The sequence below is a fragment of the Pseudomonas sp. AC169 genome (assembly GCF_979258515.1).
In genome coordinates, this window is record NZ_OZ409866.1 from 3345961 (window position 1) to 3371631 (window position 25671).

At 60.5% G+C, this 25671-nt stretch carries 24 protein-coding genes; 15 read left to right on the top strand and 9 right to left on the bottom strand.

Going from position 1 to position 25671, the window contains the following annotated elements:
- Positions 1 to 34 precede the first annotated feature (34 nt).
- Complete coding sequence (gcbA, locus tag ACZZ0G_RS15040; protein WP_463556650.1) at positions 35 to 1705, bottom strand: diguanylate cyclase GcbA; 1671 nt, start codon at positions 1703 to 1705, stop codon at positions 35 to 37.
- Positions 1706 to 2139: 434 nt separating this feature from the next.
- On the opposite strand from gcbA, the gene ACZZ0G_RS15045 reads away from it, so the two are divergent.
- The 7 genes from ACZZ0G_RS15045 (at position 2140) to ACZZ0G_RS15075 (ending at position 9715) form a co-directional block, all read left to right on the top strand.
- A complete protein-coding gene (locus ACZZ0G_RS15045) occupies positions 2140 to 3207 on the top strand; it encodes a DUF2333 family protein (RefSeq protein ID WP_064388778.1) in 1068 nt (355 codons plus the stop codon).
- 3 nt (positions 3208 to 3210) lie between these two features.
- The gene (locus ACZZ0G_RS15050; RefSeq protein WP_463556651.1) at positions 3211 to 3768 is read left to right on the top strand and encodes an NUDIX hydrolase; all 558 of its coding nucleotides are present in this window, start codon (positions 3211 to 3213) and stop codon (positions 3766 to 3768) included.
- A gap of 188 nt (positions 3769 to 3956) precedes the next feature.
- Positions 3957 to 4328 carry a translation initiation factor Sui1 gene (locus tag ACZZ0G_RS15055; RefSeq protein WP_007914613.1) on the top strand — a complete coding sequence of 124 codons (372 nt, stop codon included), beginning with the start codon at positions 3957 to 3959 and terminating at the stop codon, positions 4326 to 4328.
- Between the two features lie 219 nt (positions 4329 to 4547).
- Positions 4548 to 6461, top strand: coding sequence for an arginine decarboxylase (speA, locus tag ACZZ0G_RS15060; protein WP_102901631.1), 1914 nt, complete (start codon positions 4548 to 4550; stop codon positions 6459 to 6461).
- Between the two features lie 232 nt (positions 6462 to 6693).
- Complete coding sequence (locus ACZZ0G_RS15065) at positions 6694 to 8043, top strand: type VI secretion system Vgr family protein (protein ID WP_463556652.1); 1350 nt, start codon at positions 6694 to 6696, stop codon at positions 8041 to 8043.
- Positions 8040 to 8834 carry a DUF4123 domain-containing protein gene (locus tag ACZZ0G_RS15070; protein ID WP_463556653.1) on the top strand — a complete coding sequence of 265 codons (795 nt, stop codon included), beginning with the start codon at positions 8040 to 8042 and terminating at the stop codon, positions 8832 to 8834. Before ACZZ0G_RS15065 ends, ACZZ0G_RS15070 begins: the two co-directional genes overlap by 4 nt.
- A 17-nt stretch (positions 8835 to 8851) precedes the next feature.
- Positions 8852 to 9715, top strand: a complete 864-nt coding sequence (locus tag ACZZ0G_RS15075; protein ID WP_463556654.1) for an alpha/beta hydrolase — start codon at positions 8852 to 8854, stop codon at positions 9713 to 9715.
- Here ACZZ0G_RS15075 and ACZZ0G_RS15080 read toward each other — a convergent pair.
- Together ACZZ0G_RS15080 and ACZZ0G_RS15085 are read right to left on the bottom strand one after the other, a co-directional pair.
- On the bottom strand, positions 9709 to 11058 hold the full coding sequence (locus ACZZ0G_RS15080; RefSeq protein ID WP_463556655.1) for an MATE family efflux transporter: 1350 nt from the start codon (positions 11056 to 11058) through the stop codon (positions 9709 to 9711). The two genes, ACZZ0G_RS15075 and ACZZ0G_RS15080, sit on opposite strands and share 7 nt — an antisense overlap.
- A gap of 239 nt (positions 11059 to 11297) precedes the next feature.
- Positions 11298 to 11591 (bottom strand): hypothetical protein, encoded by a 294-nt coding sequence (locus tag ACZZ0G_RS15085; RefSeq protein ID WP_007914623.1) that lies wholly within the window; start codon positions 11589 to 11591, stop codon positions 11298 to 11300.
- 244 nt (positions 11592 to 11835) lie between these two features.
- Between ACZZ0G_RS15085 and ACZZ0G_RS15090 the strand changes: the two genes are divergently transcribed.
- The 5 genes from ACZZ0G_RS15090 (at position 11836) to ACZZ0G_RS15110 (ending at position 16361) form a co-directional block, all read left to right on the top strand.
- Complete coding sequence (locus tag ACZZ0G_RS15090) at positions 11836 to 12138, top strand: MazG-like family protein (RefSeq protein WP_007914625.1); 303 nt, start codon at positions 11836 to 11838, stop codon at positions 12136 to 12138.
- Positions 12138 to 12887: a methyltransferase gene (locus ACZZ0G_RS15095; RefSeq protein WP_463556656.1), complete on the top strand. Its 750-nt coding sequence runs from the start codon at positions 12138 to 12140 to the stop codon at positions 12885 to 12887. Before ACZZ0G_RS15090 ends, ACZZ0G_RS15095 begins: the two co-directional genes overlap by 1 nt.
- Positions 12888 to 12899: 12 nt before the next feature.
- Positions 12900 to 13514: a DUF4136 domain-containing protein gene (locus tag ACZZ0G_RS15100; RefSeq protein WP_463556657.1), complete on the top strand. Its 615-nt coding sequence runs from the start codon at positions 12900 to 12902 to the stop codon at positions 13512 to 13514.
- A gap of 54 nt (positions 13515 to 13568) precedes the next feature.
- A complete protein-coding gene (locus tag ACZZ0G_RS15105) occupies positions 13569 to 14126 on the top strand; it encodes a DUF4136 domain-containing protein (protein WP_463397816.1) in 558 nt (185 codons plus the stop codon).
- 237 nt (positions 14127 to 14363) lie between these two features.
- The gene (locus ACZZ0G_RS15110; protein ID WP_463556658.1) at positions 14364 to 16361 is read left to right on the top strand and encodes a pilus assembly protein TadG-related protein; all 1998 of its coding nucleotides are present in this window, start codon (positions 14364 to 14366) and stop codon (positions 16359 to 16361) included.
- Here the strand turns inward: ACZZ0G_RS15110 and ACZZ0G_RS15115 are convergent.
- Both ACZZ0G_RS15115 and ACZZ0G_RS15120 read right to left on the bottom strand, forming a co-directional pair.
- Positions 16358 to 19111, bottom strand: coding sequence for a PAS domain-containing sensor histidine kinase (locus ACZZ0G_RS15115; RefSeq protein WP_463556659.1), 2754 nt, complete (start codon positions 19109 to 19111; stop codon positions 16358 to 16360). The two genes, ACZZ0G_RS15110 and ACZZ0G_RS15115, sit on opposite strands and share 4 nt — an antisense overlap.
- Positions 19108 to 19551, bottom strand: coding sequence for a TadE/TadG family type IV pilus assembly protein (locus ACZZ0G_RS15120; RefSeq protein ID WP_463397813.1), 444 nt, complete (start codon positions 19549 to 19551; stop codon positions 19108 to 19110). Before ACZZ0G_RS15120 ends, ACZZ0G_RS15115 begins: the two co-directional genes overlap by 4 nt.
- 75 nt (positions 19552 to 19626) lie before the next feature.
- Between ACZZ0G_RS15120 and ACZZ0G_RS15125 the strand changes: the two genes are divergently transcribed.
- The 3 genes from ACZZ0G_RS15125 (at position 19627) to ACZZ0G_RS15135 (ending at position 22743) form a co-directional block, all read left to right on the top strand.
- Positions 19627 to 20097, top strand: coding sequence for a prepilin peptidase (locus ACZZ0G_RS15125; protein WP_463556660.1), 471 nt, complete (start codon positions 19627 to 19629; stop codon positions 20095 to 20097).
- A 126-nt stretch (positions 20098 to 20223) separates the two neighbouring features.
- A complete protein-coding gene (locus tag ACZZ0G_RS15130) occupies positions 20224 to 21003 on the top strand; it encodes a response regulator transcription factor (RefSeq protein WP_463556661.1) in 780 nt (259 codons plus the stop codon).
- Positions 21004 to 22380: 1377 nt separating this feature from the next.
- Positions 22381 to 22743 carry a DUF6124 family protein gene (locus tag ACZZ0G_RS15135; protein ID WP_463556662.1) on the top strand — a complete coding sequence of 121 codons (363 nt, stop codon included), beginning with the start codon at positions 22381 to 22383 and terminating at the stop codon, positions 22741 to 22743.
- 118 nt (positions 22744 to 22861) lie between these two features.
- On the opposite strand, the gene ACZZ0G_RS15140 is transcribed toward ACZZ0G_RS15135, so the two are convergent.
- Genes ACZZ0G_RS15140 through ACZZ0G_RS15155 form a run of 4 tightly spaced genes read right to left on the bottom strand, consistent with a single transcriptional unit; the run spans position 22862 to position 25660 of the window.
- On the bottom strand, positions 22862 to 23134 hold the full coding sequence (locus tag ACZZ0G_RS15140) for a DUF3613 domain-containing protein (protein WP_463397809.1): 273 nt from the start codon (positions 23132 to 23134) through the stop codon (positions 22862 to 22864).
- A 10-nt stretch (positions 23135 to 23144) separates the two neighbouring features.
- Positions 23145 to 23867, bottom strand: coding sequence for a hypothetical protein (locus tag ACZZ0G_RS15145; protein ID WP_463556663.1), 723 nt, complete (start codon positions 23865 to 23867; stop codon positions 23145 to 23147).
- Between the two features lie 22 nt (positions 23868 to 23889).
- Positions 23890 to 24774, bottom strand: a complete 885-nt coding sequence (locus tag ACZZ0G_RS15150) for a type II secretion system F family protein (protein ID WP_463556664.1) — start codon at positions 24772 to 24774, stop codon at positions 23890 to 23892.
- 1 nt (position 24775) lies between these two features.
- The gene (locus ACZZ0G_RS15155) at positions 24776 to 25660 is read right to left on the bottom strand and encodes a type II secretion system F family protein (protein ID WP_463556665.1); all 885 of its coding nucleotides are present in this window, start codon (positions 25658 to 25660) and stop codon (positions 24776 to 24778) included.
- Between the last annotated feature and the right edge of the window lie 11 nt (positions 25661 to 25671).

The window sequence follows — 25671 nt, forward strand, 5'->3', positions numbered from 1 at the left end:
GAAATGGTAAGCGCCTGAATTTATTGCGGTTCTGTTACAGGGTTATGACCGAATCAGTGGAATCCGATGAAAAAGTGGCACTTTGCTTTGAGTCGCGCGCGGTCTGCACGCGATTGCGTCCGGCGCCCTTGGCGCGATACAGCGCCTCGTCGGCCTGACTGGCCATCATCAGGCTGTCGCAGTCGTCGTGCATTTCCACCACGCCGGCACTGAAGGTGCACCACAAATCCTGCGGCTGCGCCGGGTAATGAATTTCGGCGAAGCGTTGGCGGATTTCGTCGAGGACTTTGTGCGCAGCTTCTATATCGGTGTCGGGCATGACGATGGCGAACTCTTCGCCGCCGTATCGGCCAATGAAATCGGTCTTGCGCAGACGCTGCTTGAGAAACAGCGCGAGGCTCTTGATCACCCGGTCGCCCATCGGGTGGCCGTGGCTGTCGTTGACCCGTTTGAAGTGATCAATGTCGAGCATGGCAAAGCTCAGCGGCTTGTTCTCGCGGCGGGCGCGGAACGAGCAGTCTTCGAGCAATTGCAGAATGTGCGTGTGGTTATACAACCCGGTGAGGCTGTCACGCACCATCCGTGCTTTCAGATTGCGTGCACGGGCGGCGCGGTTGCGCACGGTGGTAATCAGGTGGCGCGGTTTGATCGGTTTGGTCAGGAAGTCATCGCCGCCCTCACTCATGGCGTCGAGCTGCTTGTCCAGATCGTCTTCGGCCGACAGGTAGATGATCGGCACGCTGACATAGCGATCATTGTGGCGAATCACCTTGGCCAGCTCAGTGCCGGTGCAGGCCGGCATGTACATGTCGAGGATGATCAGATCCGGCTGGAAATCCGCCAGTTCGGCCATCGCCTGAATCGGTTCGATCAAGGTGCGCGTGACGATCCCGGCGCTGTTGAGCAGGCGCTCGGTGTGCAGGGCCTGCGCGCGCGAGTCGTCGATGATCAGCACTTTATAAGGTTCGTACTGAGCGACGCAGGTGAGCACTTCGATCTTTTCCAGCAGGCTCGACGCTTCGAGAGTGCCGGTGAGGAATTCCTGGCCGCCGGCGCGCACGGCGGCGAGACGGGTCGGCGTGTCGGTTTCGTGCAAGCTGAAAAACAACAGCGGCAGCGGTTCGTCCAGGCCGACCTGGGCTTCGGCGGCGAGCTTCAGGCCGATGCCGGCACCGCTGAAATCCACGTCCATGACGATGGCTGCCGGGAGGCGTTCGACCATCGACGAGCGAAAGGCCGAAACACTGTCCAGCGCCTGGGCGGTGAGGCCGAAAAATTCCAGTTGCTTGGCCAGCCGTTCGGCACGGTCATGATCCTGCAACATCACGTAGATTGGTTTGCGCAGCGGCGGCAGAAAGGTCTGGTCGAGTTGATCGCCATGGCGCAGGCCAGTGCGCGACAAACGCTGCATCAAGCGATTGAGGTCGGTGATCAGGCCGCTGCTGAGGCGACCGCGATTGGCATCCACCGCTTCCAGCGACTGGCTGATGTGGTGCGCGAGTTGCGTGTGTTCCGGCTGTTCGAAACGCTCGGCAAAACGCAGCAGGCGTAAGTTCGCCTCGCTCAATTCGGCGAGATCGACTGTGGACCACTCACTGCGTTGCAGGCGCTGCCATATCTCAAGAATCTGACGTGCCTGATGAATTACCCGCTGGGCAAAGTGGTGCTTGAGACGCTCACGGCTGGGGTCTTCTGGCTCGGTCATATCCTGACTACTAGTTAGGCTGCATGCTGAGATCGACTGGTGGCTCTATGCTAGCACCTCTTTTCCCTTAGACGAGTGTCGTACGTCAATAATCTGCAGTGCGTCACCATTCAGTTTCTGACCGGGCGGTTTTGTTTTTGACCTCGGCGTCTGTGCGCCCCCCGTGAGCCGGGCACTCCCTGCGTAAACGGGACGATCGGGATGAGTTGTCTGTGACGATCTTATCTGCACCGCAAATAAGCTTTGCGATGGTTTTCAATGCCCTGCAAGCCGATTGGCTGAGACGCAGCATCGGGGATTCCCTTAGTGAGCGTCGAAGCGTCATTCGCTCACATGATTTGCGGCTTATCTTTACGCGCGGGTGCCCGGCTCTGGCACGTTGTTGTATGGTTGTGGTCGAACCGTTGAACCCAAGTGATTGAAAGGATATCGCCATGCTGGACTGGAAAAACCGCGCGGGCAGTGCGCCTGAACGTGCCGCTGAACCCAAGTCGGCCACCCGCAGCTATGTAGGCGGCGTGTTGTTCAGCCGTGCTTTGGCCACGCTGATCGGCCTCTACCTGCTGGTGACCATCGGCCTTGGCTGGTACTGGAGCCAAGAGCCGGCGCTGTTTCCGGTTGCGCAAAACGCGCAAGTGGCTGCCGAGAAAGAAGGCAAGCAGATGGTGATCGGCTACACCACCGTCGAAACCCTGAAGACCGTCGCCGGCACTTTGCTCAACAAACCGGGCGGCTACATCTCCAATGACCGCTTCCCGCCGGGCCTGTGGATGGACAACACGCCGAGCTGGGAATACGGCGTACTGGTGCAGGTGCGTGACCTGACCCGTGCCCTGCGTAAAGACTTCGCCCGTTCACAATCGCAGTCGGCGGAAGATGCCGATCTGGCCAAAGCCGAGCCGCGTTTCAACTTCGACAACAAGAGCTGGATCCTCCCGTCCAGTGAGTCGGAGTACCAGGAAGGCATCAACTCCCTGAGCCGTTATCAGGCGCGCCTCTCCGATCCTACTCAGAAAAACGCGCTGTTTTATGCCCGCGCCGACAACCTGAACAACTGGCTGGGCGATGTCGGCACCCGTCTCGGCTCGCTGTCGCAACGCCTGTCGGCCAGCGTTGGTCGGGTCAAACTCAACACCGCACTGAAAACCGAAGTGCCGGCGATCGGCGAAGTGCCACAGGTTGACGAGGAAGTCGTCGAGACTCCGTGGATGCAGATCGACAACGTCTTCTATGAAGCACGCGGTCAGGCCTGGGCGCTGTCGCATCTGCTGCGCGCCATCGAAGTCGACTTCGCCGATGTACTGGCGAAGAAGAACGCCACGGTCAGCGTGCGTCAGATCATCCGCGAACTGGAAGCCTCGCAGGAACCGGTCTGGAGTCCTATGATTCTTAACGGCAGCGGCTTCGGCGTGCTGGCCAACCACTCGCTGGTCATGGCCAACTATATTTCCCGGGCCAACGCTGCTGTGATCGATTTGCGTCAACTGCTCAATCAGGGCTGATTCATGAGCCAGAACGCCAAAGAGGCGGCCCATCGCGCCGCCTCCGATGCCGAACAGATCGCCTGGGTCGACGAGCACGACAACCTGCTCGGCGCACTGGTGCGCGCCGATTTGCGCGAGCGCGGGCTGATCGGGCGTGGCACCTACATCATGTTGTTCAATTCCGCCGGTGAGCTTTGTGTGCACCGGCGCACGTTGAGCAAGGCGATTTATCCCGGTTACTGGGATGTCGCGGCGGGCGGCATGGTGCAGGCCGATGAGACCTACGCCGAGTCGGCAGCGCGAGAGCTGGAAGAAGAGTTGGGGGTCAGCGGCGTAGAGCTGACGGCCCATGACCATTTCTACTTCGAAGACACCGGCAACCGTTTGTGGTGTTCGGCGTTTTCCGCGGTGTGGGACGGCCCGCTGAAACTGCAGCCCGAAGAAGTCCTCGAAGCACGCTTTATTCCGGTCGGACAGGTCATGCAGGAAATCCAGCAGAAGCCTTATTGCCCGGACTCTCTGGCCGCGCTCAAGCGCTATCTGAAGGCGCAGCAAAGCGACGTCGCAAAGAACACATAAATTGGCGCCGATTGGCACTTAGCAATCGGCTTTTTTGCCGTTACACTGCGCGACCTTTTCAAGCTGCACCGGCCTGCTTTTATTGAAGCATCCGGTGCAGTAGCGCTGCCCCTGCCTGAGTGGGGCTTCGCGGTCGCTGACCTTGCCCAAGGTTGCGATCAGTCTTTGTCCTCCCAAGAGGATTGCCGGTGGCCAAAAAAGCCGCATCCTTCGCCGCCCTTGGTGGCCTGGTATTTTCCACCGACGCAGGTCGTCATTGCCCGGAATGCAGTAAGCCGGTGGACGCCTGTATCTGCAAACAAACCGTGATCCCGGCCGGCGACGGCATTGCCCGCGTGCGTCGCGAGAGCAAGGGCCGTGGCGGCAAGACGGTGACTACCATCACCGGCGTGCCACTGGCCGAAGACGCGCTCAAAGAGTTGGCGACAACGTTGAAGAAACGTTGCGGCACCGGCGGGGCGTTGAAAGACGGCATCATCGAAATCCAGGGCGATCATGTCGAGCTACTCTTGGCTGAGCTGATCAAGCACGGTTTCAAAGCGAAGAAGTCCGGCGGCTAGCAGCCTCTGTGAAAACCACCTGCGGCTTGATCCGGCTCTGACACACTGCAGATCCGGCGTCGTCTCCATGGTTTTCACAGAGCCTGTTCATGACCGGTTTCTAAACTCCACGCAGTCAGTGCGGTCTACCGCCGCGCTGACGAACCGTCATTTTCATTCTTTAGACTGCGCCGGCCTGCGATCAGGCGACGCACTATGACTTCTTTATAGGGGACTTCGATGTCCGTACGACGCACACGCAAAGACGATGGCAGCCAATGGACAGTTGCGGACAGCCGCAGTGTTTACGGGATTCGCCATTGGGGGGCCGGATATTTCGCGATCAATGACGCCGGTCGCGTCGAAGTTCGTCCGAACGGCCCGAGCAGCTCGCCTATCGACCTGTTCGAGCAAGTCGACCAACTGCGCAAAAGCGGTTTGTCCTTGCCGTTGCTGGTTCGTTTCCCCGACATTCTGCAAGACCGTGTCCGCCAGTTGACCGGCGCTTTCGATTCGAACATCGAGCGTCTGGAATACCAGAGCAAATACACCGCGCTGTACCCGATCAAGGTTAACCAGCAAGAAGCGGTGATCGAGAACATCATCGCCACCCAGGACGTGTCGATCGGTCTGGAGGCCGGCTCCAAGCCTGAGCTGCTGGCCGTGCTGGCGCTGGCGCCGAAGGGCGGCACCATCGTCTGCAACGGTTACAAGGACCGCGAGTTCATTCGTCTGGCGCTGATGGGGCAGAAGCTTGGCCATAACGTCTTCATCGTCATCGAGAAAGAATCCGAAGTCGGCCTGGTGATCGAAGAAGCCGCCTCGTTGAAGGTCAAACCACAGGTCGGCCTGCGCGTGCGTCTGTCGTCGCTGGCGTCGTCGAAGTGGGCGGACACCGGTGGCGAAAAATCCAAATTCGGTCTGTCGGCCGCGCAGCTCCTGTCCGTGGTCGAGCGCTTCCGCGCTGCCGGTCTCGATCAGGGCATTCGTCTGCTGCACTTCCACATGGGTTCGCAGATTGCCAACCTCGCTGACTACCAGCACGGCTTCAAAGAAGCCATCCGTTACTACGGCGAGCTGCGCAACCTCGGTCTGCCGGTCGATCACATCGACGTCGGTGGCGGTCTGGGTGTCGACTACGACGGTACGCACTCGCGCAATGCCAGTTCGATCAACTACGACATGGACGATTACGCCGGTGTCGTGGTCGGCATGCTCAAGGAATTCTGCGATGCGCAGAGCCTGCCGCATCCGCACATCTTCTCCGAAAGTGGCCGTTCGCTGACCGCGCACCACGCGATGCTGGTGGTGCAGGTGACCGACGTCGAGAAACACAACGACGAAATCCCGCAGATCGAGAACAAGGAAGCGCTGCCGGAAACCGTGCAGTGGCTGGTTGACCTGCTCGGCCCGACCGACATCGAAATGGTCACCGAAACCTACTGGCGCGCCACCCACTACATGAGTGACGTGGCGGCGCAGTATGCCGACGGCAAGCTGACCCTGGCCGAAAAAGCCTTGGCCGAGCAATGCTATTTCGCGGTGTGCCGTCGCCTGCACAACTCCTTGAAAGCCCGTCAGCGTTCGCACCGTCAGGTGCTCGACGAGCTCAACGACAAGCTGGCCGACAAATACATCTGCAATTTCTCGGTATTCCAGAGCCTGCCGGACACTTGGGCAATCGATCAGGTGCTGCCGATTATCCCGCTGCACCGTCTCGACGAAGAGCCGCTGCGCCGTGCGGTGCTGCAGGATCTGACCTGCGACTCCGACGGCAAGATCAACCAGTACGTCGACGAGCAGAGCATTGAAACCAGCCTGCCGGTACACGGTTTGAATGAAGGCGAAGATTATCTGCTGGGCGTGTTCCTCGTCGGCGCCTATCAGGAAATCCTTGGCGACATGCACAACCTGTTCGGTGACACCGACTCGGTGAACATCTACCAGAACGCCGATGGCAGCGTGTACCACGCCGGTATCGAGACCCACGACACCATCGAAGACATGCTGCGTTACGTGCATTTGTCGCCGGAAGAACTGATGACCCACTACCGCGACAAGTGCGCCAGTGCCCGTATCAGCGCCAGCGAGCGCACGCAATTCCTTGATGCCTTGCGTCTGGGCCTGACCCGCTCCTCCTACCTGTCTTCCTGAGGCCAGGTGCGATCGCGCCGGGTTGTCCGAATTTTTCCCGAAAGTGGTGGAAAATTCGCATGACCCGGTGGGATATCTCCCAAAAACCTCGCGAAATGCTTGGCTGTCCTGGCCAGCAAAGTCATCCGGTCTGCTTTTCGCGTAGGTCATTTCCTAAGTTGTACTTCAGCTCTCTACTCGGCCATGGCTCTCGGCGAGAATCCCCGACCGCCCCTCCTGTAGAGATCCGCCCATGTTCGATCCAGTCAACGAGTCGTCGTTTCGTCTCGATGTAGCGGGCCTGTCCGACCCCTTCGAAGTCCTGGCCTTTACCGGTAGCGAAGCCCTCAGCGAATCCTTTGCGTTCGAGATCGATGTGTTGATCGACGATCCGCATCTGGATCTCGCCGGCCTGCTTTACCGTTCGGCATTCCTCTGTTTCGGGCCGTCGGGGGAGGGCGTGCACGGACAATTGCAGAGCCTTGTCCAGCATGAGCATGGACAAGGTTTGCGGTTGAGCCGTATCCGTCTGGGGCCGAAGCTGGATTGCCTTGCGCTGCGCTTCAGTCAACGCATTTTCAGCGGCCGTTCGGTGCCGCAGATCATTGAACAAGTGCTCAGGGAACACGGAATCGTCGGTGCTCAGCGCCGTTTCGAATTGCGGGGCGACTACCCGGCCCGGACGTTCTGCACGCAGTACCGCGAGTCCGATCTGCAACTGCTTCAGCGCCTGTGCGCGCAGGCGCGGATTCACTATTACTTTGAACATCACCGCGACCGGCATTGCCTGGTTTTTGCCGATGATCCGCTGCAGTTGCCAATGGCCGGTGCCGCGCGCTATCAGCACCGTGACGACGGACATGGCACGTCACCTGCGTTGCGCCAATGGCAACTGCAAAGTGCGATCGAGGCCAATTCATCGAGTGTGCAAAGGGCCGAAGGTCAGAGTGATCTGGCGACGTTGCGTAGCGGTCATTGGCTGCGATTGGCCGGTCATCCTTTCGCCGAATGCAATCGCCCATGGTTGTTGACGCGCGTTGAACATCGCGCCGATCCATTCCAGCAATCTCCCTACGCCAACCGTCTGTTCGGCGCGGTGCAGGTGCCGTGCGCATCGGCCACGGCACCCTCGCGCCTGCGCATGCACAGTCTGCAACGGGCGTGGGTGGTGGCGGTTGATGAACCACAACCGGATAGCTTGCGCCCGGTGGCGGTGCAATTCGACTGGCTCTATCAGGGGGAGGGGGCCGCTCCGAGTCATTGTTGGCTACCGCTTGCGCCGTCCCTGGCGCAGGTGCCCATGGCGGCGCTGAGCGATGGTGTCGAAGTGGTGGTGAGTTTCTTCGAGGGTGATCCGGATCAGCCGATGATCAGCGGCGTGCTGCAGCCGCCCATCATTGCTGACGACGGCGACACCGATGAGGTTCAGCCGATGCCATTGCCCGACTCTCTGATCAGTGACGGTTTGCAGCAACTGCTGGCGGCGGGTGAGCCGTTGCTGCTGTTGTGCCTGATTCCCGGCGGCGGCAGTTTCAGCCACTGCCCTGAGCCCGTCTGCAGCTGTCGGCTGGTCACCGCCCTTGAACAGAGCGGCGCAACATGAGTGGCGCGGCATTTGAACCCGTGGCGCAGTGGCTGTTGCTCGACGGCCTCGATGCACCGCAGGCCCTGCTGACCTTGCGCCGGGCGTTTGCCGATGTGCAGAGCTTCAGTCTGTTCGCAGGCACTGAGTTCGAGCCGGTGAGTGAACATGGACCGATATTGATCGATTTGCGCGATAGCCCGGCATTGACCGCACTGTGTCACAGCGACCCGAATACCTGGCGCGGCCTGTTGCTGGGCAGTGAGGTCTCGGCGCAACGGCTGCTGAGTCACTTGCAACGCATGCTCACGGTGTCGTTTGGATTGAGCCATCGGGCGCTGCTCAGTTATTACAACCGGCAGACCGCGAGCTATTTTTTCGACGCTTGTGACGCCGCCGAACTGAGCCGCTGGCTCGGGCCGATTCGACAACTGCGCTGGTTCGGCGGTACCTGGGCCGACCGGGCAATTGGCAGCCAGGGCTGGCAACAGTTGCGCAATCCGGGGCTTGCCGTCGAGCCGCTGAGCATTGAGGAGAGCCTGACCCGGCGCCAGCGCGAACGCCTGCAAACCGGCCTGCTGGAGCAGCATATCTGGCGCTGGAGCCAATCGCTGGGAACCGATTACGCAACGATGGCCTCCCATGTCCAACAAGGCCTGGCGCTGGGATTCAGTGACCGCAGCGTACTCGATGGCTGGTTATGGCTACGCTTGCTGCATCCGCGTGCCGTGCTGGTGCCGCCGCCGGTGGGGCTGACCCAACAGCAGCGGCTTGACCATGTGCGGCGTCAGTGGCGCGGCGATCAGTTCTGAGGCGAGGTTCGGCGCGTATGGCAGGATTATTCCGGCGAGGATTGGGCATCGTGTTGCTGCTGGTGCTGGGCGGTTGTTCGCCGGTGCAGGTGCTGAATGCTTTGACTCCGGACAGCACGTACGACAAAACCGTGGGCATCGCCTACGGCGACGATCCGCGGCAGAAGCTCGATGTGTATGTACCGCATCAACCGATGCCCGGCGCGCCGGTGGTGGTGTTTTTCTATGGCGGCAGCTGGAACAGCGGTTCGCGTGCGGACTACAGTTTTGTCGGCGAGGCGCTGGCGTCCCGGGGGATTGTCGCCGTGGTGGCGGATTACCGTTTGTATCCACAGGTGCGCTATCCGCTGTTTTTGCAGGATGGAGCGCGAGCGGTGGCGTGGACCAAAGCGCATATCCACGAGTTTTCCGGCAACCCTCAGCGTTTGTATCTGATGGGTCACAGCTCCGGCGGCTACAACGCGGCGATGCTCGCACTGGATGGCGAATGGCTCGCCGCGGTGGGCATGTCACCCAGGGATGTACAGGGCTGGATCGGTCTGGCCGGGCCGTATGATTTTCTGCCGATCAAGAATCCCGAGTTGCGTCCGGTATTCTTCTGGCCGGACTCGCCGCCGCAATCGCAGCCGATCAATCATGTCAGTCGTGGCGCACCGCCGGCTCTGCTGATTGCCGCGAGTGAGGATGATCTGGTCAACCCGGCGCGCAACACCGGCGGTCTCGCGAGCAAACTCCGCGCGGCCGGGGTGCCGGTGCAGGATTTGTATTACTCGCGGCCCAATCACATTACGTTGGTGGCAACCTTGTCACGGCCGTTACGACGCTTGGCACCGGTGCTCGATCAGGTGGTCGGGTTTATCGCCCACACGCCAGCTCAGTGAACGCCGCCAGTGAACCAGCCATCGTTGCGCTTGAGCCACCAGGCTTGCGCACCGAGGGTCAGGCTGCGCAACACCATGAACAGCAGAAAAGTTATCCACAGCCCGTGATTGCCGAAACCTTGCAGCGCCCAAGCGAACGGCAATAACAGCAACACGGTGATCAGCATGCCGTTGCGCATTTCCCGCGCGCGGGTGGCGCCGATGAACAAGCCGTCGAGCAGGTAGCTCCAGACTGCAATCAGCGGCAGCACGGCGAGGTAGGGCAGGTAGACGAACGCGGTGTCGCGCACGCTCTGGATGTCAGTCTGCATCTCGATGAACAGGTGCCCGGCCAGCAGAAACAATGTGGCAAAGCCAAGACTGGCGATCAGCGACCAGCCGCCGGCCACCACCAGCGAACGACGCAGGGCCAGACGATCACGGGCGCCGATGGCGTGTCCGCACAAAGCCTCGACGGCATGGGCCAGACCGTCCAGCGCATGCGCCGTCAGCAGTAAGCCATTGAGCAGCAGCGCATTGGCGGCCACCGTCGAATCGCCAAGCCGCGCGCCTTGCACGGTGATCAGGAAGAAAACCGATTGCAGCGCCAGGCTGCGGATGAAGATATCGCGATTGACCGCCAGCAACGGGCGCCAGCTCTGCCAGATTCTCAGCGCCGCCCAGACGATGTGCCCGGGGTATGCGCGCAGAGCCTTGCGGGTCAGCAGCAGGCCGAGCAGGGCGCCGCTCCATTCGGCAATGACCGAGGCCCGCGCTGAACCGACCACGCCCCAGTCCAGGCCGATGACGAACCACAGATTGAGGGCAATGTTGATCAGATTGGTGGTCAGCAGAATCGCCAGCGGCGCCCGGGCGTTCTGCGTGCCGAGGAACCAGCCGACCAGCGCATAACTGGCCAGCGCCGCTGGCAGGCCGAACAGGCGTGTATGGAAAAAGTCCCGGGTGAGTTGATCTAGCTCTGCCGACGGTTGCATGAAGTGCAACGCGGCTCCGCTCAGCGGCACACCCAACGTGCCAAGCACCAACGCCAGCCCCATCGCCAGCAGCAAGCCCTGCAACAGAATCTGCCGCAACGCCGCACCGTCGCTGCGCCCGGCAGCTTGTGCGGCGAATCCAGTGGTGCCCATGCGCAAAAAGCCCATGGCCCAGGCGAGAAAGGTGTACAGGCTGGCGCCGACCGCCACTGCGCCCAGCTGATGGGCGTGGGGCAAGTGGCCGATCACGGTGCTGTCGACCAGCGCCACCAACGGTACGGAAATGTTTGAAAGAATCATGGGCGCGGCGAGTGCCCAGACCTTGCGGTGCGTCGGGCGGTCGCGCCAGTCGGCGATCAGAGTGGACATGCGGGCTCCTTGGGGGAGCGGGGATTGTAACGATTCATGGAGGATTTGCTGTGTATGACAGAAACAACCCCCTCACCCCAGCCCTCTCCCCCAAGAGCGAGGGGGAAAGGGAGCCGATCTTCATGCTGTCAGAAGCTTCGGTTCGACTCGGTATCTCAGGTTGGCAGAGATTTTCGAAGCGACTCGGTCAGTCCCCTCTCCCTCCGGGAGAGGGCTAGGGTGAGGGGCTCTTCAAAGGCCTAATGAATAATCCAGCTCAACAACCACAACCCCAGCAACAACCAGATGATCCCGGCAATGATCGACGCATTCATGAACGCCCGAATTGCCGACCACAACAGCATCAGCCCGACAATCAGGGCGATGATGCTGATGATCGAGGTATCCATCCCCAGCGTCTTCGCCAGCCCGTCGACAAAGTTGCCACCGGCATTGCTCAGAATATTGAAGAGCCCACTGAGGCCATCGACGATAAACCGGATGACCGAACCGAGCGCCTGGCCGAGCCATTCGAAAAAGCTTTCTACCTGCATGTGTGCATCCTGATGAAAGAGCTGAGCCTTGGGCCACAACGCAGGTGGCCGAGTTCCCTGCATGATAGAAGGTTTACTCCATTCCTGTGTGGGAGCGAGCCTGCTCGCGAAGGCGGTGTGTCAGTTAAATCAATGGTTGATGACACACCGCTTTCGCGAGAAGGCTCGCTCCCACAATAGATCGTCTGCGCTGCTTGCCTTCAGGTCGTATCCCCCCGAAGCTATAAGCCTTCAGGAGAGCCCGATGAACCTTGTTGAACTGACCGAACGCCTGCACGCCATTCGCGACCGCAATGACTGGCGGCAATTTCACAGCCCGAAAAATCTGGCCATGGCGGCCAGCGTCGAGATGTCCGAACTGGTGGAAATCTTCCAGTGGCTGACGGAAGACCAGTCGCGCCAGTTGCCCGCTGACAAGCTCGCCCATGCCGGCCAGGAAGTCGGCGATATCGTGTTGTATCTGTTGCTGCTGTGCAGCGAGTTGGGGTTGGACATGAATGAAGTGGTGCGCGCCAAGCTCGCCGACAGCGAACGGCGGTTCAGCTGATGAGCGACCGGCATTTCGACCAGTTGGCGACGCGTTTCGCCGAAAAAATCTACGGCGGTGCCAAAGGCGCGATTCGTCTTGCAGTGTTGCAGGCTGACCTCGCCGAAGCGTTGCCGGATCGTCCGTTGCGCATTTTGGACATCGGTGGCGGCCTCGGCCACATGTCGCTGTGGCTGGCCGAGCGCGGCCATGAGGTGACCTTCACCGAACCGGCCGCGCCGATGCTCGAAGGCGCGCGCCAGCGTTTCGCCGAAGCCGGGCAAACCGCTACGTTCATTCAGGCATCGTGGCAGGAACTGCTCGGCCAACTCACCGAACCGTACGATCTGGTGATCTGCCATGCCGTGCTGGAATGGTTGGCTGAACCCCACGCAATCCTGCCGGTGCTGCATCAACTGACCAAACCCGGTGGCTGGCTGTCGCTGGCGTTCTACAACCGTGATGCGCTGATCTATCGCAACCTGCTCAAAGGCCATTTCAAGAAAATGCGCAAGAACGACATGGCCGGCGAAAAGCAGAGCCTGACCCCGCAGCAGCCGCTTGACCCACGGGAATTGGCAACGCAACTCGACGGCCTGTGGCAGGTCGAAACCCAAAGCGGGATCCGCGTTTTCCATGACTATATGCCAGTGGAATTCCAGTCCCGCGCCGAACTCGCGGATTTGCTCGAGATGGAGCTCGCTCACCGTCGTCACCCAAGCTTCGCCGGGCTTGGGCGCTACTTGCACTGGATCTGCCGGCCGATCTGATCGGAGCGCAACATGAAAGCTCAATCCGGGTTACTGCTGATCTGTCTGGGGTTGGCTGCTTGCCAGAGCAGCAACCCGTACGTGGCGCAATCGCGGCCCTTGCCACCGGCGCCGGCGCAAGCCGCCACCACCTTCGACCGCAGTGCGTACCCGGCGCCTCCGCGTGATTACGCACGCTACCGCAGTTGGGCCTGGCTCAACGGGCAACTGCCGCCGGGCACGGCGTGGGCGGACTCGGCGCAAGTGGCCGAAGCGGTGAGCAATGCGCTGGATCAGCGCGGTTTGCGTCCATTGCACGACAATCGCCCGGCCGACCTGTTGGTCAGCGCCAATCTGCGCCTGGAAACCCGCTTGCGTCAGGTTCAGGACGACTACGGTTATTACGGCGGCGGTTACGGCGGCTACGATCGATATGGTCGCGGTTACGGCATGTACAACACAGTGCCGATCGTGCGCACCTATTCCGAGCAGGTCGTGGTGGTACAGGTCAACCTGTTCGACGCCGGCAGTGGGCAACCAGTCTGGAGTGCCAGTGCCGAAACCGCGAACAAGGGCAGCGAAATCGATCGTACCGATTCGATCCGCGAGGCTGTGGAAAAGGCCATGTCGGCGTATCCTCCCGGTTAGCTTCCGGCAAATGAGAAGCTCTAGCAGGTTCATGTCTTCAAACGGAGAAAAACCATGTTCCGCCGTCTCGCTTTACTGGCCATGGCCGCGCTGCTTAGCGCCTGCGCCGCCAACCAGGTCAATCATGACTTCGATGCCAGCCGCGATTTTGCTGCCTATCGCAACTGGAGCTGGAAAGATCCCGCCCTGCAATATCGTCCCGATGATCCACGGATCAAGAGTGACCTGACCGAGCAACGCATCCGCCAGGCCGTGGCCGATCAGCTCGACCAGCGCGGCTTGCGACCGGCCGCTGCGGGCACCAAAGCTGACTTGAATGTGCAGACCTACCTGATCGTCGAGGATCGTCAGCAGCAAGTGACGACCAACTACGGCGGCGGCTGGGGCGGTCCGTGGAACGGTTACTGGGGCGCACCGATGTACAACGAAACGCGCAACATCACCTACAAGGTCGCGACCATCCAGATCGACCTGCTCGACGGCAAGGACGGCAAACTGGTGTGGCGCGGCAGCGATGAACAGATGCTCGCCAGCAAACCCAATCCCGAAGATCGCAGCAATGCCATCCGCGAAACGGTCACGCGAATTCTGACCAACTATCCACCGCGCTGAATCGGATAAAAAGTGGGAGCTGTTGAGCTCCCATTTTTTTGTTCCACCCTGAATTCCAATGCGGGAGCGAGCCTGCTCGCGAAAGCAGGGTGTCATTCCACTGTTATTTATCTGACACGACGCCTTCGCGAGCAGGCTCGCTCCCACAGGGATGTTTGTCTGTTCGAAATGGCGCGTTGCCATTAGGCGCGTCTACACTCAGTTGCACCAATGGAGCTAGCGGCAAAGGAGTGTGCCATGTCGCCTCGTTCGCGATTCACCAGCCCGGCCCGGCAACAGGGGGCGATCGGATTGATGGCGGCTGCGACCCTCAGTCTGGCGGTGGTGATGATGTTGCTGGTGGTCGACACCGGCCGCTTGTACATGGAGCAACGCAAATTGCAGCGGGTGGTCGACAATGCCGCCCTCGAAGCGGTCAGTCGTGGCGGCAATTGCCTGCCGGGCCTGAGCGCCGCCAGTTACGCCGGACAAAGCGCGGTGCGCAATGGCTTCATCGTCGATGCCGGCAACACCCTCGCCACCACCTGCGGCACGCTGGTGACCGCCGCGACCGGCCTGCGCACGTTCGCGGTAGATGCCACTCAAGCAGCCGCGGTCAAAGTGGTCGCCAGTCGCACGGTGACCTCCAGTTTTGCCGGTGGCGTACAGGCCTTGTTCAGTGGCACACCGGTCAGTCTCAACACCACGCTCAATGCCACGGCGGTGGCCGCCAAACCGCAGCCGACGGTGGCCCAACTGAATATTCGCAGCACCCTGGCGAGCATCGATACTGCCCAGTCGAACATCCTCAATCCGCTGTTTTCCGGTTTGCTTGGCGGTAACGTCAATCTCACCGCACTGGGCTGGAATGGATTGCTCAACACCGACATCAACTTGCTCAAATACCTTGATCAGTTGGCGATCAATCTCAACGTCGCCGCCGGCAACTACACGCAGTTGCTCAACACCCAGGCCACCGTGACGCAACTGATTCAGGCGGCGGCGACGGTGGTGCAACTCAATGGTGCGACCGCTCAGGTGATCACCGCGCTGGGCCAGTTGCAGGTGGCGGCGATCAACGCGGCGCCGGTCAAGCTGGGTGACATTCTTCAGTTGCAGACAGGGACTACATCGGCGGGGCTGGATGCCAATCTGCAACTGCTGCAGTTGATTCAGGGCGTGGTGCAACTGGCCAACAGCAAGAGTGCGGTGGCGGCGACGTTGCCGATCAGTGTGCTCGGGCTGGCGAATGTCACGGTGCGGGTGAAAGTGATCGAGCCGCCGCAGTTCTCTGCGATTGGTGATCCGGCGCGGGCCAAGGTCAATCCACTGGGGCCTGATCGGATCTATGTCCGAACTGCGCAGATCCGCACGATGATTTCATTGAATCTGCCGGTGCTCAGTGGCGTTACCGGTCTGACCAATGCCGTGCTGGGGCTGGTGGGTGGACTGACCCCGACCCTCAACGCGCTGCTGAGCCTGAACCTGGTCAGTACGCTCAATTCCGTCCTGTGCCTGTTGGGCGCCGGTTGCGAGCAGCTTGATCCGCAATTGCTGCCGTCACCGCAAATCGACATCAGCCTGGATGCCGGCGGCGCCAAAAGTTATGTCACTGATTACAGTTGTCCGACGGGGACCACCGGCACCAAGAGTCTGACCGCACACACGGTTACCTCAATCGCTGACCTGAAGCTTGGCAAGATCGATCCGACCAACGCCTTTTCTTCCGCCGCCGAACCGACGGTGGCGCCTTTAGCGTTGATCGATCTGGGCATCGTCACCTGCCACAAGATCTTGTTGCTCGGCACTTGTGATCCCGCTACCCATGTTCCTTATGGCGCGGGTGGCATCGGCATCATGCTCGACACCAGCGTCGCGCAAAACTCGCAAGACCTGGTGTTCTCCAGCAGCACACCGTTCGCCACTCCGGCCAACCTGAAACTGCCGCCGAGTGTGCTGCCCGCCGTGCCGACCAACAATATCGTCGGCAGCCTGTCGAGCACCCTCGCGGGCATCAACCTGATCGTCTACAAACCGCAGGGCAGTAATCCATTGGGTGCCATCGTCACCGGCGTCGCCTCGCTGATCAGTGATGTCACCAACCGCTTGTTACCGGTGGTCACCGGGGCACTCAGCCCGTTGCTCGACCCGTTGCTGAACAACCTGCTCAAAGGCCTGGGCATCAACCTGATGGACGTCGACGTCGGCGCCAACATGACCTGCGGCCAGACCGGCAAGGCCTATCTGGTGATCTAGGTGTCCGGGGCGATCGGCAGCTCGATGCAGAACCGCGCGCCCTCCAGCGAGTTGCGTACGCTCAACTGGCCACCCATGTTGTCGATGATGCCGTAGCTCACCGACAGCCCCAGCCCGGTGCCGACGCCGATGGGTTTGGTGGTGAAAAACGGCTCGAAGATCCGCTCCAGCAAGCGCGGATCGATACCGCCACCGTTGTCTTCGACCCACAGCCGCACGTTCTGCTCATCGCGTTCGGCGTAGATTGAAATCCACGGCTTGAAACTTGAATCCTTCTCGCGTTTGCTCAGCAACGCATCCCGGGCGTTGACCATCAGATTGATCAGCACTTGTTCAAGCTGATCGACGTAACCGCGCACTTGCACCTCGAAGCCGGTCTCGCTGATGCGCAAATCCACGCCTTTGCCGCGCATGCCTTCGGCCAGTAGCGACAGCGTGCCTTCGATAGCAGACGCCGGGTTGAACAGTTGCTGCTCAATCTCCGATCGCCGACCGAACACGCGCATGTGATCGACCACTTTTGCTGCGCGCTGCACCTGCGCGTCGATGCGGTTGAGCTTGTCGGTCAGGTAATCGATCTGTACATCGCCGTTGCCCAGGCGCTTGAGCACGTTGACGATGGCCATGCGCATCACGTTCAACGGCTGGTTGATTTCGTGGGCCAGGCCGGTGGCCATTTCACCGAGGGTGGCCATTTTCGCACTTTGCGTGAGTTGCTGTTGCGAGCGGCGTACTTCGGTGTTGTCGCGGCCCACCGCTTGCACTTCGATCAACTGGCCGTGTTCATCGAACACGCCGCGATCGGACCAGACCCACCAGGCGTGTTCGCGGCCGGGCAGTTGCAGACTGATTTCTGTGGTGCTCACCGGGTGCTCCGCCGTCAGTGATCCGAGGCGCTGGACGAAGGCGGCACGTTGTTCGTCGGACATCCAACTGCCCAGATCGACCCCCGGCAACTCTTCCGGCGTGCATTCCAGATACATCGCCAGCGGCCGGTTGCCGAAGGTCAGAATCAGGTCGGGGCGGTAGCGGCAGATCATCGCCGGTGAGTCCTCCACCAGAATCCGGTAGCGCTCTTCACTCTTTTTCACCTGCTCGGCTGCCAGGGTCGCTTCGGTGACGTCCAGCCACAGGCCGATCGCCTCCACCGGCAGGCCAAGGTCATTGCGCAGCAGTTTGGCTTCATCAAGCAGCCAGTGATAATCGCCGCTACGGTCGCGCAACCGATAACGCGCGCGCACCGAACCTTCGCGCAGCAACTGGCGACTGCGGGCGAAATACAGCTCACGGTCCTCGGGATGGATCATCTCGACCAGTGCGCCGTCGCCACAGTCCTCGAGGCTCCAGCCCAGCAAGGGTTGCAGGCTGGCACTGAAAAACGCCGGAATCAGCGCACCTTCGTGGTACTGCTGGACGTAAATCACTGCGGGCGAACTGGCAATCAGGTTGTCGAGCCGCGCATGTGCGGCGGCGGCCCGTTGTTGCTGGTTCTGGATGTCGCTGATGTCGAGCATGAAGCCGACCAGCCGTCGGTGCTCAGCGTTGCCAATCAGTTGACCTTGCACGCGATACCACGTGGGCGCCTGCGCGGGATCGCCGTCGCGCAGGCGCACTGAAAGCGTCAGGGCTTCACCGTGTTGTCGCAAAGCCTGGAGACGGCTGCGCAACTCATCGCGGTCGGCGGGATGGATCTGCGTGAGCCAGTCTTGCAGCGCTAACCCGCCTGGGGGCACTTTCAGGGCGGCGGCCAGCGCGGGCGCCAGTTGAATGTTGTCGTCGCCTGCAAGGATCTCCCACCAGCCGGTGCCGAGGAGGGTTTGCAGCGCTTCGATGCGCTCCAGTTGCAGATGATGTTGCTGTTCGCGCAGACGCCCGAGCAGCGGCCCGGCCAGCGCAGCGTGCAGCGCCAACCAATCGCGTTCGTTCAGGTACGGCGCGGCGCTGTCCACGGAATAAAACCCGCAGAGCAGCCAGGCCTCCACACCGCGTTCATCGCTATAGGGCACTGCAAATCCTTCGGCACTGCCGAACAAGGCCTGCACCCGCGAATGTTCGTCGAGGCCATGGTGCGCGCCGACACGCTGTGGCGCGGCACCGTTGAGGCTGTCCAGCGGCGTGCCGAGACGCTGGCCGTCATGCCACAGGCTCGGCGCATCGTGGCCGCGGTACTGGCGATAAATCTGCCAGCCCTGTGCCTCATCATCGAGCAACGCCAGCGCCACACATGGAATGTGCCAGCGCTGGGCAATCACCTGCAGTTGTTCGCTGACGATCACCGGCAACCGCAGCTGGCTGCACGCGCGCAACTGTTCGCTGATCTGCCCGGCAATCAATTGGCAGGCGTCACGCTGGCGCGACTGCTGGCGTTCGAGCAGCAAGTCGGCGATATCGATCAACTGCAACAGCCAGCCTTCGCCCTGCGGCTGGACCCAGCCACGCAAGTGCAAGGGCTGCTCGCCCAAGCCCGAGAAGTCGAGATCGAGCAGTAGCCCTTGCCACTCCCTCGGCCGACCTTCGATGGCCAATGTGCTGTGCGGCAACAGGTAGGCGCTCAATGGCAAGGGCTGATTGTGGGGTTTGTGCTGCGCCAGCAGATGACGTAAAGGGCCAGCGATATGCAGCACGCCAGCGTCGTCGTTGAGGTACAGGTGCAAACCTGTGGCGGGTGAGCCGAGCGGGTCGGGCAACTCGTGGGCGGCGGGCAGTGTGCGTTTGAGCAGGCGCCCGAAGAGCTTGTCCCCCGACGTCAAAATTGCAGACTCGATTTGGCGGTCAGATAGGTGGGCAGACTGGGCACGGTACCAACGACCGGAAGCACCAGGAACGGCATGACCTGATTCAACTTGCTGACCGGATAATCCACGCGCACCGTCAGCAGGCCTGACGGGCTGTATTGGCTGCTGGTATCAACGCCGACCACCAGATTGAAGACCGGCGGAATCCAGGACAATTGCTGAGTCAGTGTCGCGTTTGCGGTGTTGAGCACGACCGTTGAATAGTTGGGCGTGTTGGGATCGACCGCGACGCTGCGGCGTACCGCTTCGGACGTGGCCTGATTGAACGATTGCATCATCACCAAGGGCAGGCTGTAACTGACCAGACCGTAAAACACGGCGAAAAAGATGATGAACACCAAGGCGAACTCGATCGCCACCGCACCTTTTTGCGACTTCCGAAAGCCGGTTTTCATGAGTGCGTCTACCCTGACTGTCACTGCGTAGTATCAGCATAGAATCATTCAGCAAAAACGGACGGTTTTTACCGGATGCACAGTTTTATCCTCCTGATCTGGCTGGTGCTGTGCGCGGCGCAAGACGCCGGCCAGCGCCGCATTGCCAATGCTCTGACCCTCGGCGTCGCCGCGCTGGCGCTGATCTGGCTGGTGTGCACCGGCAGCACTTGGCTGGGCGCTGATGCGGGGCAGGGCGGTTGGGCCTGCCTGATTGCGCTGGCACTGACCCTGCCGGGTTTTCTCATCGGGCGCATGGGCGCCGGCGATGTGAAGTTAATGACAGCTCTGGGACTTGCGACAGACGGTCTGTTCATTCTTGGGGTATTTATTGGCGCTGGGCTCGCCAGCGTGGTCTGGATGCTGCTGGCGCCAAGAGTCTGGCTTCATATGAGTCAAGGGCTTAGAGATCGTCTGCGATATTTGGGGCCAATGATGTCAAAAAAGCTGCCATTTGCACCGTTTGTGCTGATTGGAACGATGCTTGTTCTGCTTTGGATCCATTAGTCGCCAAGCGCCACTAGTTCTATGTACATAGTCGGAAAGTACGTCTACTTTCAAAGGAACTGGTTATACAGCCAAAGGCTGGCAGTACAGGAATGGTCAGCTTTGGCCTGGGACATGGAGTAGCACGTGAACAAGCTTACGTCTGCGGTAAAAGTCCTCGTGGTCGACGATCAGCCGTTGATTGTGGAGGAGTTGTGCGAGTTTCTTGAAAGTAGCGGTTATCGCTGTGTGCCGTGTGAGTCCAGTGCGCAGGCGATCGAGCGTTTCAGTGAGGACGCGGAGATCGGTCTGGTGCTGAGTGATCTGCACATGCCGGACATGGATGGCATTCAGTTGATTCAGGAGTTGCAGCGACTGGCGGGCAAGCATCGGGCTTTTGAAGCGATCATGCTCACGGGGCGTGCTGACAAGCAGGACGTGATCAAGGCATTGCGTGCCGGGATTGCCGATTACTATCAGAAGCCGATTGATCTGGATGAGTTGCTCGAAGGTGTGCGGCGTCAGGAGGTTGCTCTGCAGGAGCGGCAGAAGAATCTGCAACTGGGGCATTTGAATCAGAAGTTGCAGTATTTGTCTGAGTCGATCGATGACCTGTATCAGGATCTGGACAAGGTGCGGCGCAGTCCGGCTTCGGCTCGTGATGTGGCGCAGGCGGGTGAGGCTGAGGCGCTGGAGATGCCGGCGATTTTCAATCAGTTGTCGCCGCGGCAATTGGATGTGGCGCGGTTGGTGGGCAAAGGGCAGACCAATTATCAGATTGCCTGTGAGTTGGGGATTACCGAGAACACGGTGAAGCTTTATGTTTCGCAGGTGTTGCGGTTGACGCATATGCATAATCGGACGCAGTTGGCTTTGGCTTTGTCGCCTAGCGCTTCTGCTTCTCGGCAGCGGGTTACGGCGCATTGACTTGGCGGCCTGTGGGCCGACCATGTTGTGGTTGGTTTGGGTGAATATCCGTTTCTGCGGGTGTTGCGGCTGGCGGTTCCGCTCTTACAGCGGGTCACTTTTTCAGACGCCAAAAAGTAACCAAAAGGCTAGGCCCCGGCGTTCGGCCCCTCGCTAGGGCTCGGGGTTCCTTCGTTCCGGGATCTATCCGGGGGCATCGCCTACGGTTTGCTTCGCTGCACCTCCTCTCGATGTGTTTGGCTTCGCCAAACGGTCGCTGCGCTCCCAGCCCCGGATAAATCCCTCCACTCAGCCTGCCGAAGGGGCCAGCACAGCAAGATCAAGAGCTGCAGCCGAGCTAACGCTCATCCTGTTGAGTGGTTAGGAGCGGGTGAGGGGCTTTTGATCTGTTTCAAAATCTGAATTCGACTCGGTATTTCACGTCGGCGTAGCTCTCCCAGACAACTCGGTCAGTCCCCTCGCCCTCCGGGAGAGGGCTAGGGTGAGGGGCTTTTGATCTGTTTCAAAATCTGAATTCGACTCGGTATTTCACGTCGGCGTAGCTCTCCCAGACAACTCGGTCAGTCCCCTCACCCTCCGGGAGAGGGCTAGGGTGAGGGGCTTTTGATCTGTTTCAGAATCTGAGTCCGACTCGGTATTTCACGTCGACGTAGCTCTCCCAAACACCACGGTCAGTTCCCTCTCCCTCTGGGAGAGGGCTAGGGTGAGGGGCTTTTGATCTGTTTCAGAATCTGAGTCCGACTCGGTATTTCACGTCGGCGTAGCTCTCCCAAACACCACGGTCAGTTCCCTCTCCCTCTGGGAGAGGGCTAGGGTGAGGGGCTTTTGATCTGTTTCAGAATCTGAGTCCGACTCGGTATTTCACGTCGGCGTAGCTCTCCCAAACACCACGGTCAGTTCCCTCTCCCTCTGGGAGAGGGCTAGGGTGAGGGGCTTTTGATCTGTTTCAGAATCTGAGTCCGACTCGGTATTTCACGTCGACGTAGCTCTCCCAAACACCACGGTCAGTCCCCTCTCCCTCTGGGAGAGGGCTAGGGTGAGGGTTGGCTTTTGGCTGTTTAAATTTGTGGCAGATAACCGGAACCTTCCCACACGGTTTTCAGGTTGTCCGTCGGACGTGCGCTCTCTAGTCTCTGGCTGTCGCTGCCAATTCAGCGACCGGGTGTGGAAACCTGAATTTCAAGTAGATGCGTTGCATCGCTACCGCAATCATTGTCGGCGTCTTCTTTCGTCTGCAAACTGTGTCGCGGCGGCTGTGCGCGGGCAGGCTTCGGTCTGGCCGGTTGCCTACTTATCGGTTTTCCACCCTGCGTACAGCTGCCACCTTTTGTCGTGTGGAAACGACAAAGGTGGCTCCTCAGCCAAGTAGGAGTTGATATGGACAAACTGATCCCCGACCCACCCAACGAATCCACCACCCCGCTCGAAGAAGCCATCCGCGTCGACAACCTTGCCAAAAACCGCGAAGCCATCAAGCGCGCTCTGGACTTCTACCTCTGTCCCGAACCTGCAAAACCCCGCCAGCCCAGCACGATGTTCCTCATTCACCCGAAAATCGATACCGAAAGCCTGCTCGCCCACGCCTGCGAATCCCTGGCTTCGGCGAACACGCTGGCGGGTAACTTTGCCGATCAGTTGGCCCGGCCGGAGCGCAATACGGCATTGGCGATTCAGCAGATCATCATGCTGGCTGAGCTGGCGGTAAACCGGGCATTTGATCGGGTAGATCCGCAGACCTGATCTGGCAGGCAGACCGCGTCCTCGTTCTTCGCGAGCAGGCTCGCTCCCACAGGTGGAGTGCATTTCAAAAGGTGGGAGCGAGCCTTCTCGCGAAAGCGCTCGCAAGGTCAGCACATCACTAATTCCTGCTCTCGATCTTCCCACCCGCATCCGGATCATAAAAATCCGGAATCTCATATTTGTACTTCTTCAGCCACCGCTGCATCGCCAGATCCCGTTCGGTCGCGGTCGCCGTTTGTGGCTTGGGCGAGGCGGCTTTGTTGCGGCTTTGCAGGACCAGCCAGCCTTCGGTTTCCTGTTGCTGCGCCGAGGCGGGGCCGGCGTCGATGGCGGCGGCGCTGAGCGGCAGGCTGAGCAGGGTCAGGTAGCACAGGCCTTTGAAGAATTGCATGGCTGTCTCCTTATTTGAGCGACGACGGCAACGGGTCGGCGACGGCGGCCACTTGGTTGCTGGTGGCCGGTTTGGCCTTGACCGGGGCTTTGAGTTTTTCTGCGCGTTGCTGGGCTTCGGTGAATTGTTCCGGAGTCAGTTTCGCGCGGCTGACGATTTCCGCGGCTTGTGGCCAGTCGTTCTGGTACAGCAGCAGGGTGACCATGTTCAGCGTTGCCAGTTGGTTGTTCTGCTTGAGTTCGATGGCGGTGAGGAACTCGAAGCGCGCGTCGTTGAGGCGCAGTTGGTTGAGGTAGACCACGCCGAGGTCGTTGCGGATTTTTTCGTCGGTGGGGGCCAGGCGGGCGGCGCGCTGCAGGTGGGCCTGGGCCTGGCCGTTGTCGCCACGGGCGGCGTAGAGTTGGCCGAGGCCGTGTTCGGCTTCGGCGGTCAGGCAGCCGCCGAGCAGGCCGCGGTACAGCGGCTCGGCTTCGCTGCGGCCGAGCAGGCGGTAGACCTTGGCTTTGCGCAGGCGCACTTCGCTGATGGTGTCCGGCAGGCTTTGCAGGTTGGCCAGGCTGGCGTGCAGTTTGCCGTCGTTGGCCAGGTCGTCCGCGAGGTTCAGGGCCAGTTCCTGCTCCTGGGTCATTTTGCTGCAACTGCTCGGTGCCAGCAGCGCTGTCCAAGGGGCCTGGCCGTCGGTGGCGCAACCGCCGAGCAGCAACAGACTTGCCATGACTATCAGTACTTTCATCAAACGCTCTCCATGAGCAAGGTCAGTTGGCGAACGCCCGGGCAATCGCGGTGAAGCCCGGGCCGGCGAGGACGATCAGCAGTGCCGGAAACAGAAACAGCATCATCACCACCGACATCTTCGCCGACATTTTCGAGATGTATTCCTGCAGGCGCGTCAGGCGCCGGTCATCCAGCAATTGCTTGAGCGCCAGCAGCGATTTCATCGCGCCGCCGCCCTGTTGAATCAGTTGCTGGAGGATCACGCAGGTGTCGCTGAATTCGTCCACGGCGAGCATCACCGCCGCTTTGTTCAACTCCTGGCCAAGTTCCAGACCGGAGTCGACACGGGTCAGGATCAGGCGCAATTCGCTGGTCAGTTCCGGCAGCAGCTTCTGCGCTTCAATGCTGAGCACGCGCAGGGCCTGTTCGACGGCCATGCCGGATTCGAAGAGGATGCGCAGCAGCGGAATGAACGTCGAAACCTCCACCGCAATGGTTTTCTGCCGGCGTGCCGCCGCATACGCCAGCAAGCGTTTGGGCAGCAGATAACCGCCGCCGGTGGCGAGCATGGGGACGATCCAGCGGTTGCTGGCCTGGGGAAAGAACACTTCCTGGAGAAAAATGGCCAAGCCCAATGTCAGCAGTGGCGTGCCGATCTGGCAGGCGGCGAACAGCGCGCGTTCGTTGGCGCGGCGCCAGCCGAGGCGGTTGAGCAGGGTTTGGGTTTCGCTGTCGATGCTCACCGAGCGCTGGCCAAACTTGCTGCTGCCCAGTGCGCGCAGCCAACTGCCGAAACGGTTCTCGCGCACCAGATGCCCTTGCAGGCGTTGATTGACCTGACGCACCCGACGCCGTTCGGTGAGCAAGTGATTGACCACGAGTAGCAGGGCGCCAAGCAGCAACATGAGAGCGGCGAGGTAGACCATGTCAGACGCTCCGCAACATGCGCCACAGCGCCAGACTGCCGAACACTTGCAGCACGGCGGCGCTGATCAACATGTGCTGGCCGCTCGCATCGTTCCACATGCCGAGCATGTAGCCGGGGTTGGTCAGCATGAAGTAACTCACCAGCAACAACGGCAACGAACCGAGTACCCAAGCGGTCATGCGTGTTTCACCGGTCAGCGCGCGCAGTTGCCGGGCGCCCTGGTCGCGTTCGCGGATCAGTTTGATCAGGTTTTCCAGCAGCTCGCTGGCGTTGCCGCCGTAGCGATGATTGACCTTCAGGCCGAGGGCGAACATGCGCAGTTCGTCCTGTTCATACAGTTCGGCAAAGTCGCTGACGGCGTCGGGCAAATTCACGCCCAGTTGCACATTGCGCTGGACCCGGCCCATGGCTTTTTTCAGCGGGTCTTCACTGGCTTCGATACCGCCCATGACTGCGTCGCTCAGCGTGCGCCCGGACTTCAGGCTGCGTACGGTGTGGTCGAGCAACTGCGGCAATTGCTCGATCATGCGTTTGATCCTGCGTTGGTAAAGGAAGGCGATGTACAGCCGCAACGCCAGCGGCGGCACGACGATCATCAGTAGCAGGCCGACCCAGTCGGCGAGAACATAACCCAGCACCATCGCCAGCGCCCACAGACTCAGCCACAGGCCGAAACGCTCGGTCGGACGGCCCAGTCCGGCGCGCAGAAACATCCGTTCCAGGCCGACCCAGACCGGTTTTTCCGGCGCTAGTTGTGGTTGCCCTGCTGCGAGCCGGTTGAGGACTTTTTCCGTGGCAGTCTTGCGCAGGCCTTGCAGGAACAGGCGAATCGACAGCCCCAGCAGCATCAGGCAGATAACGATGAGAATGATCGGTCCCAGCATGCTCGCAGCTC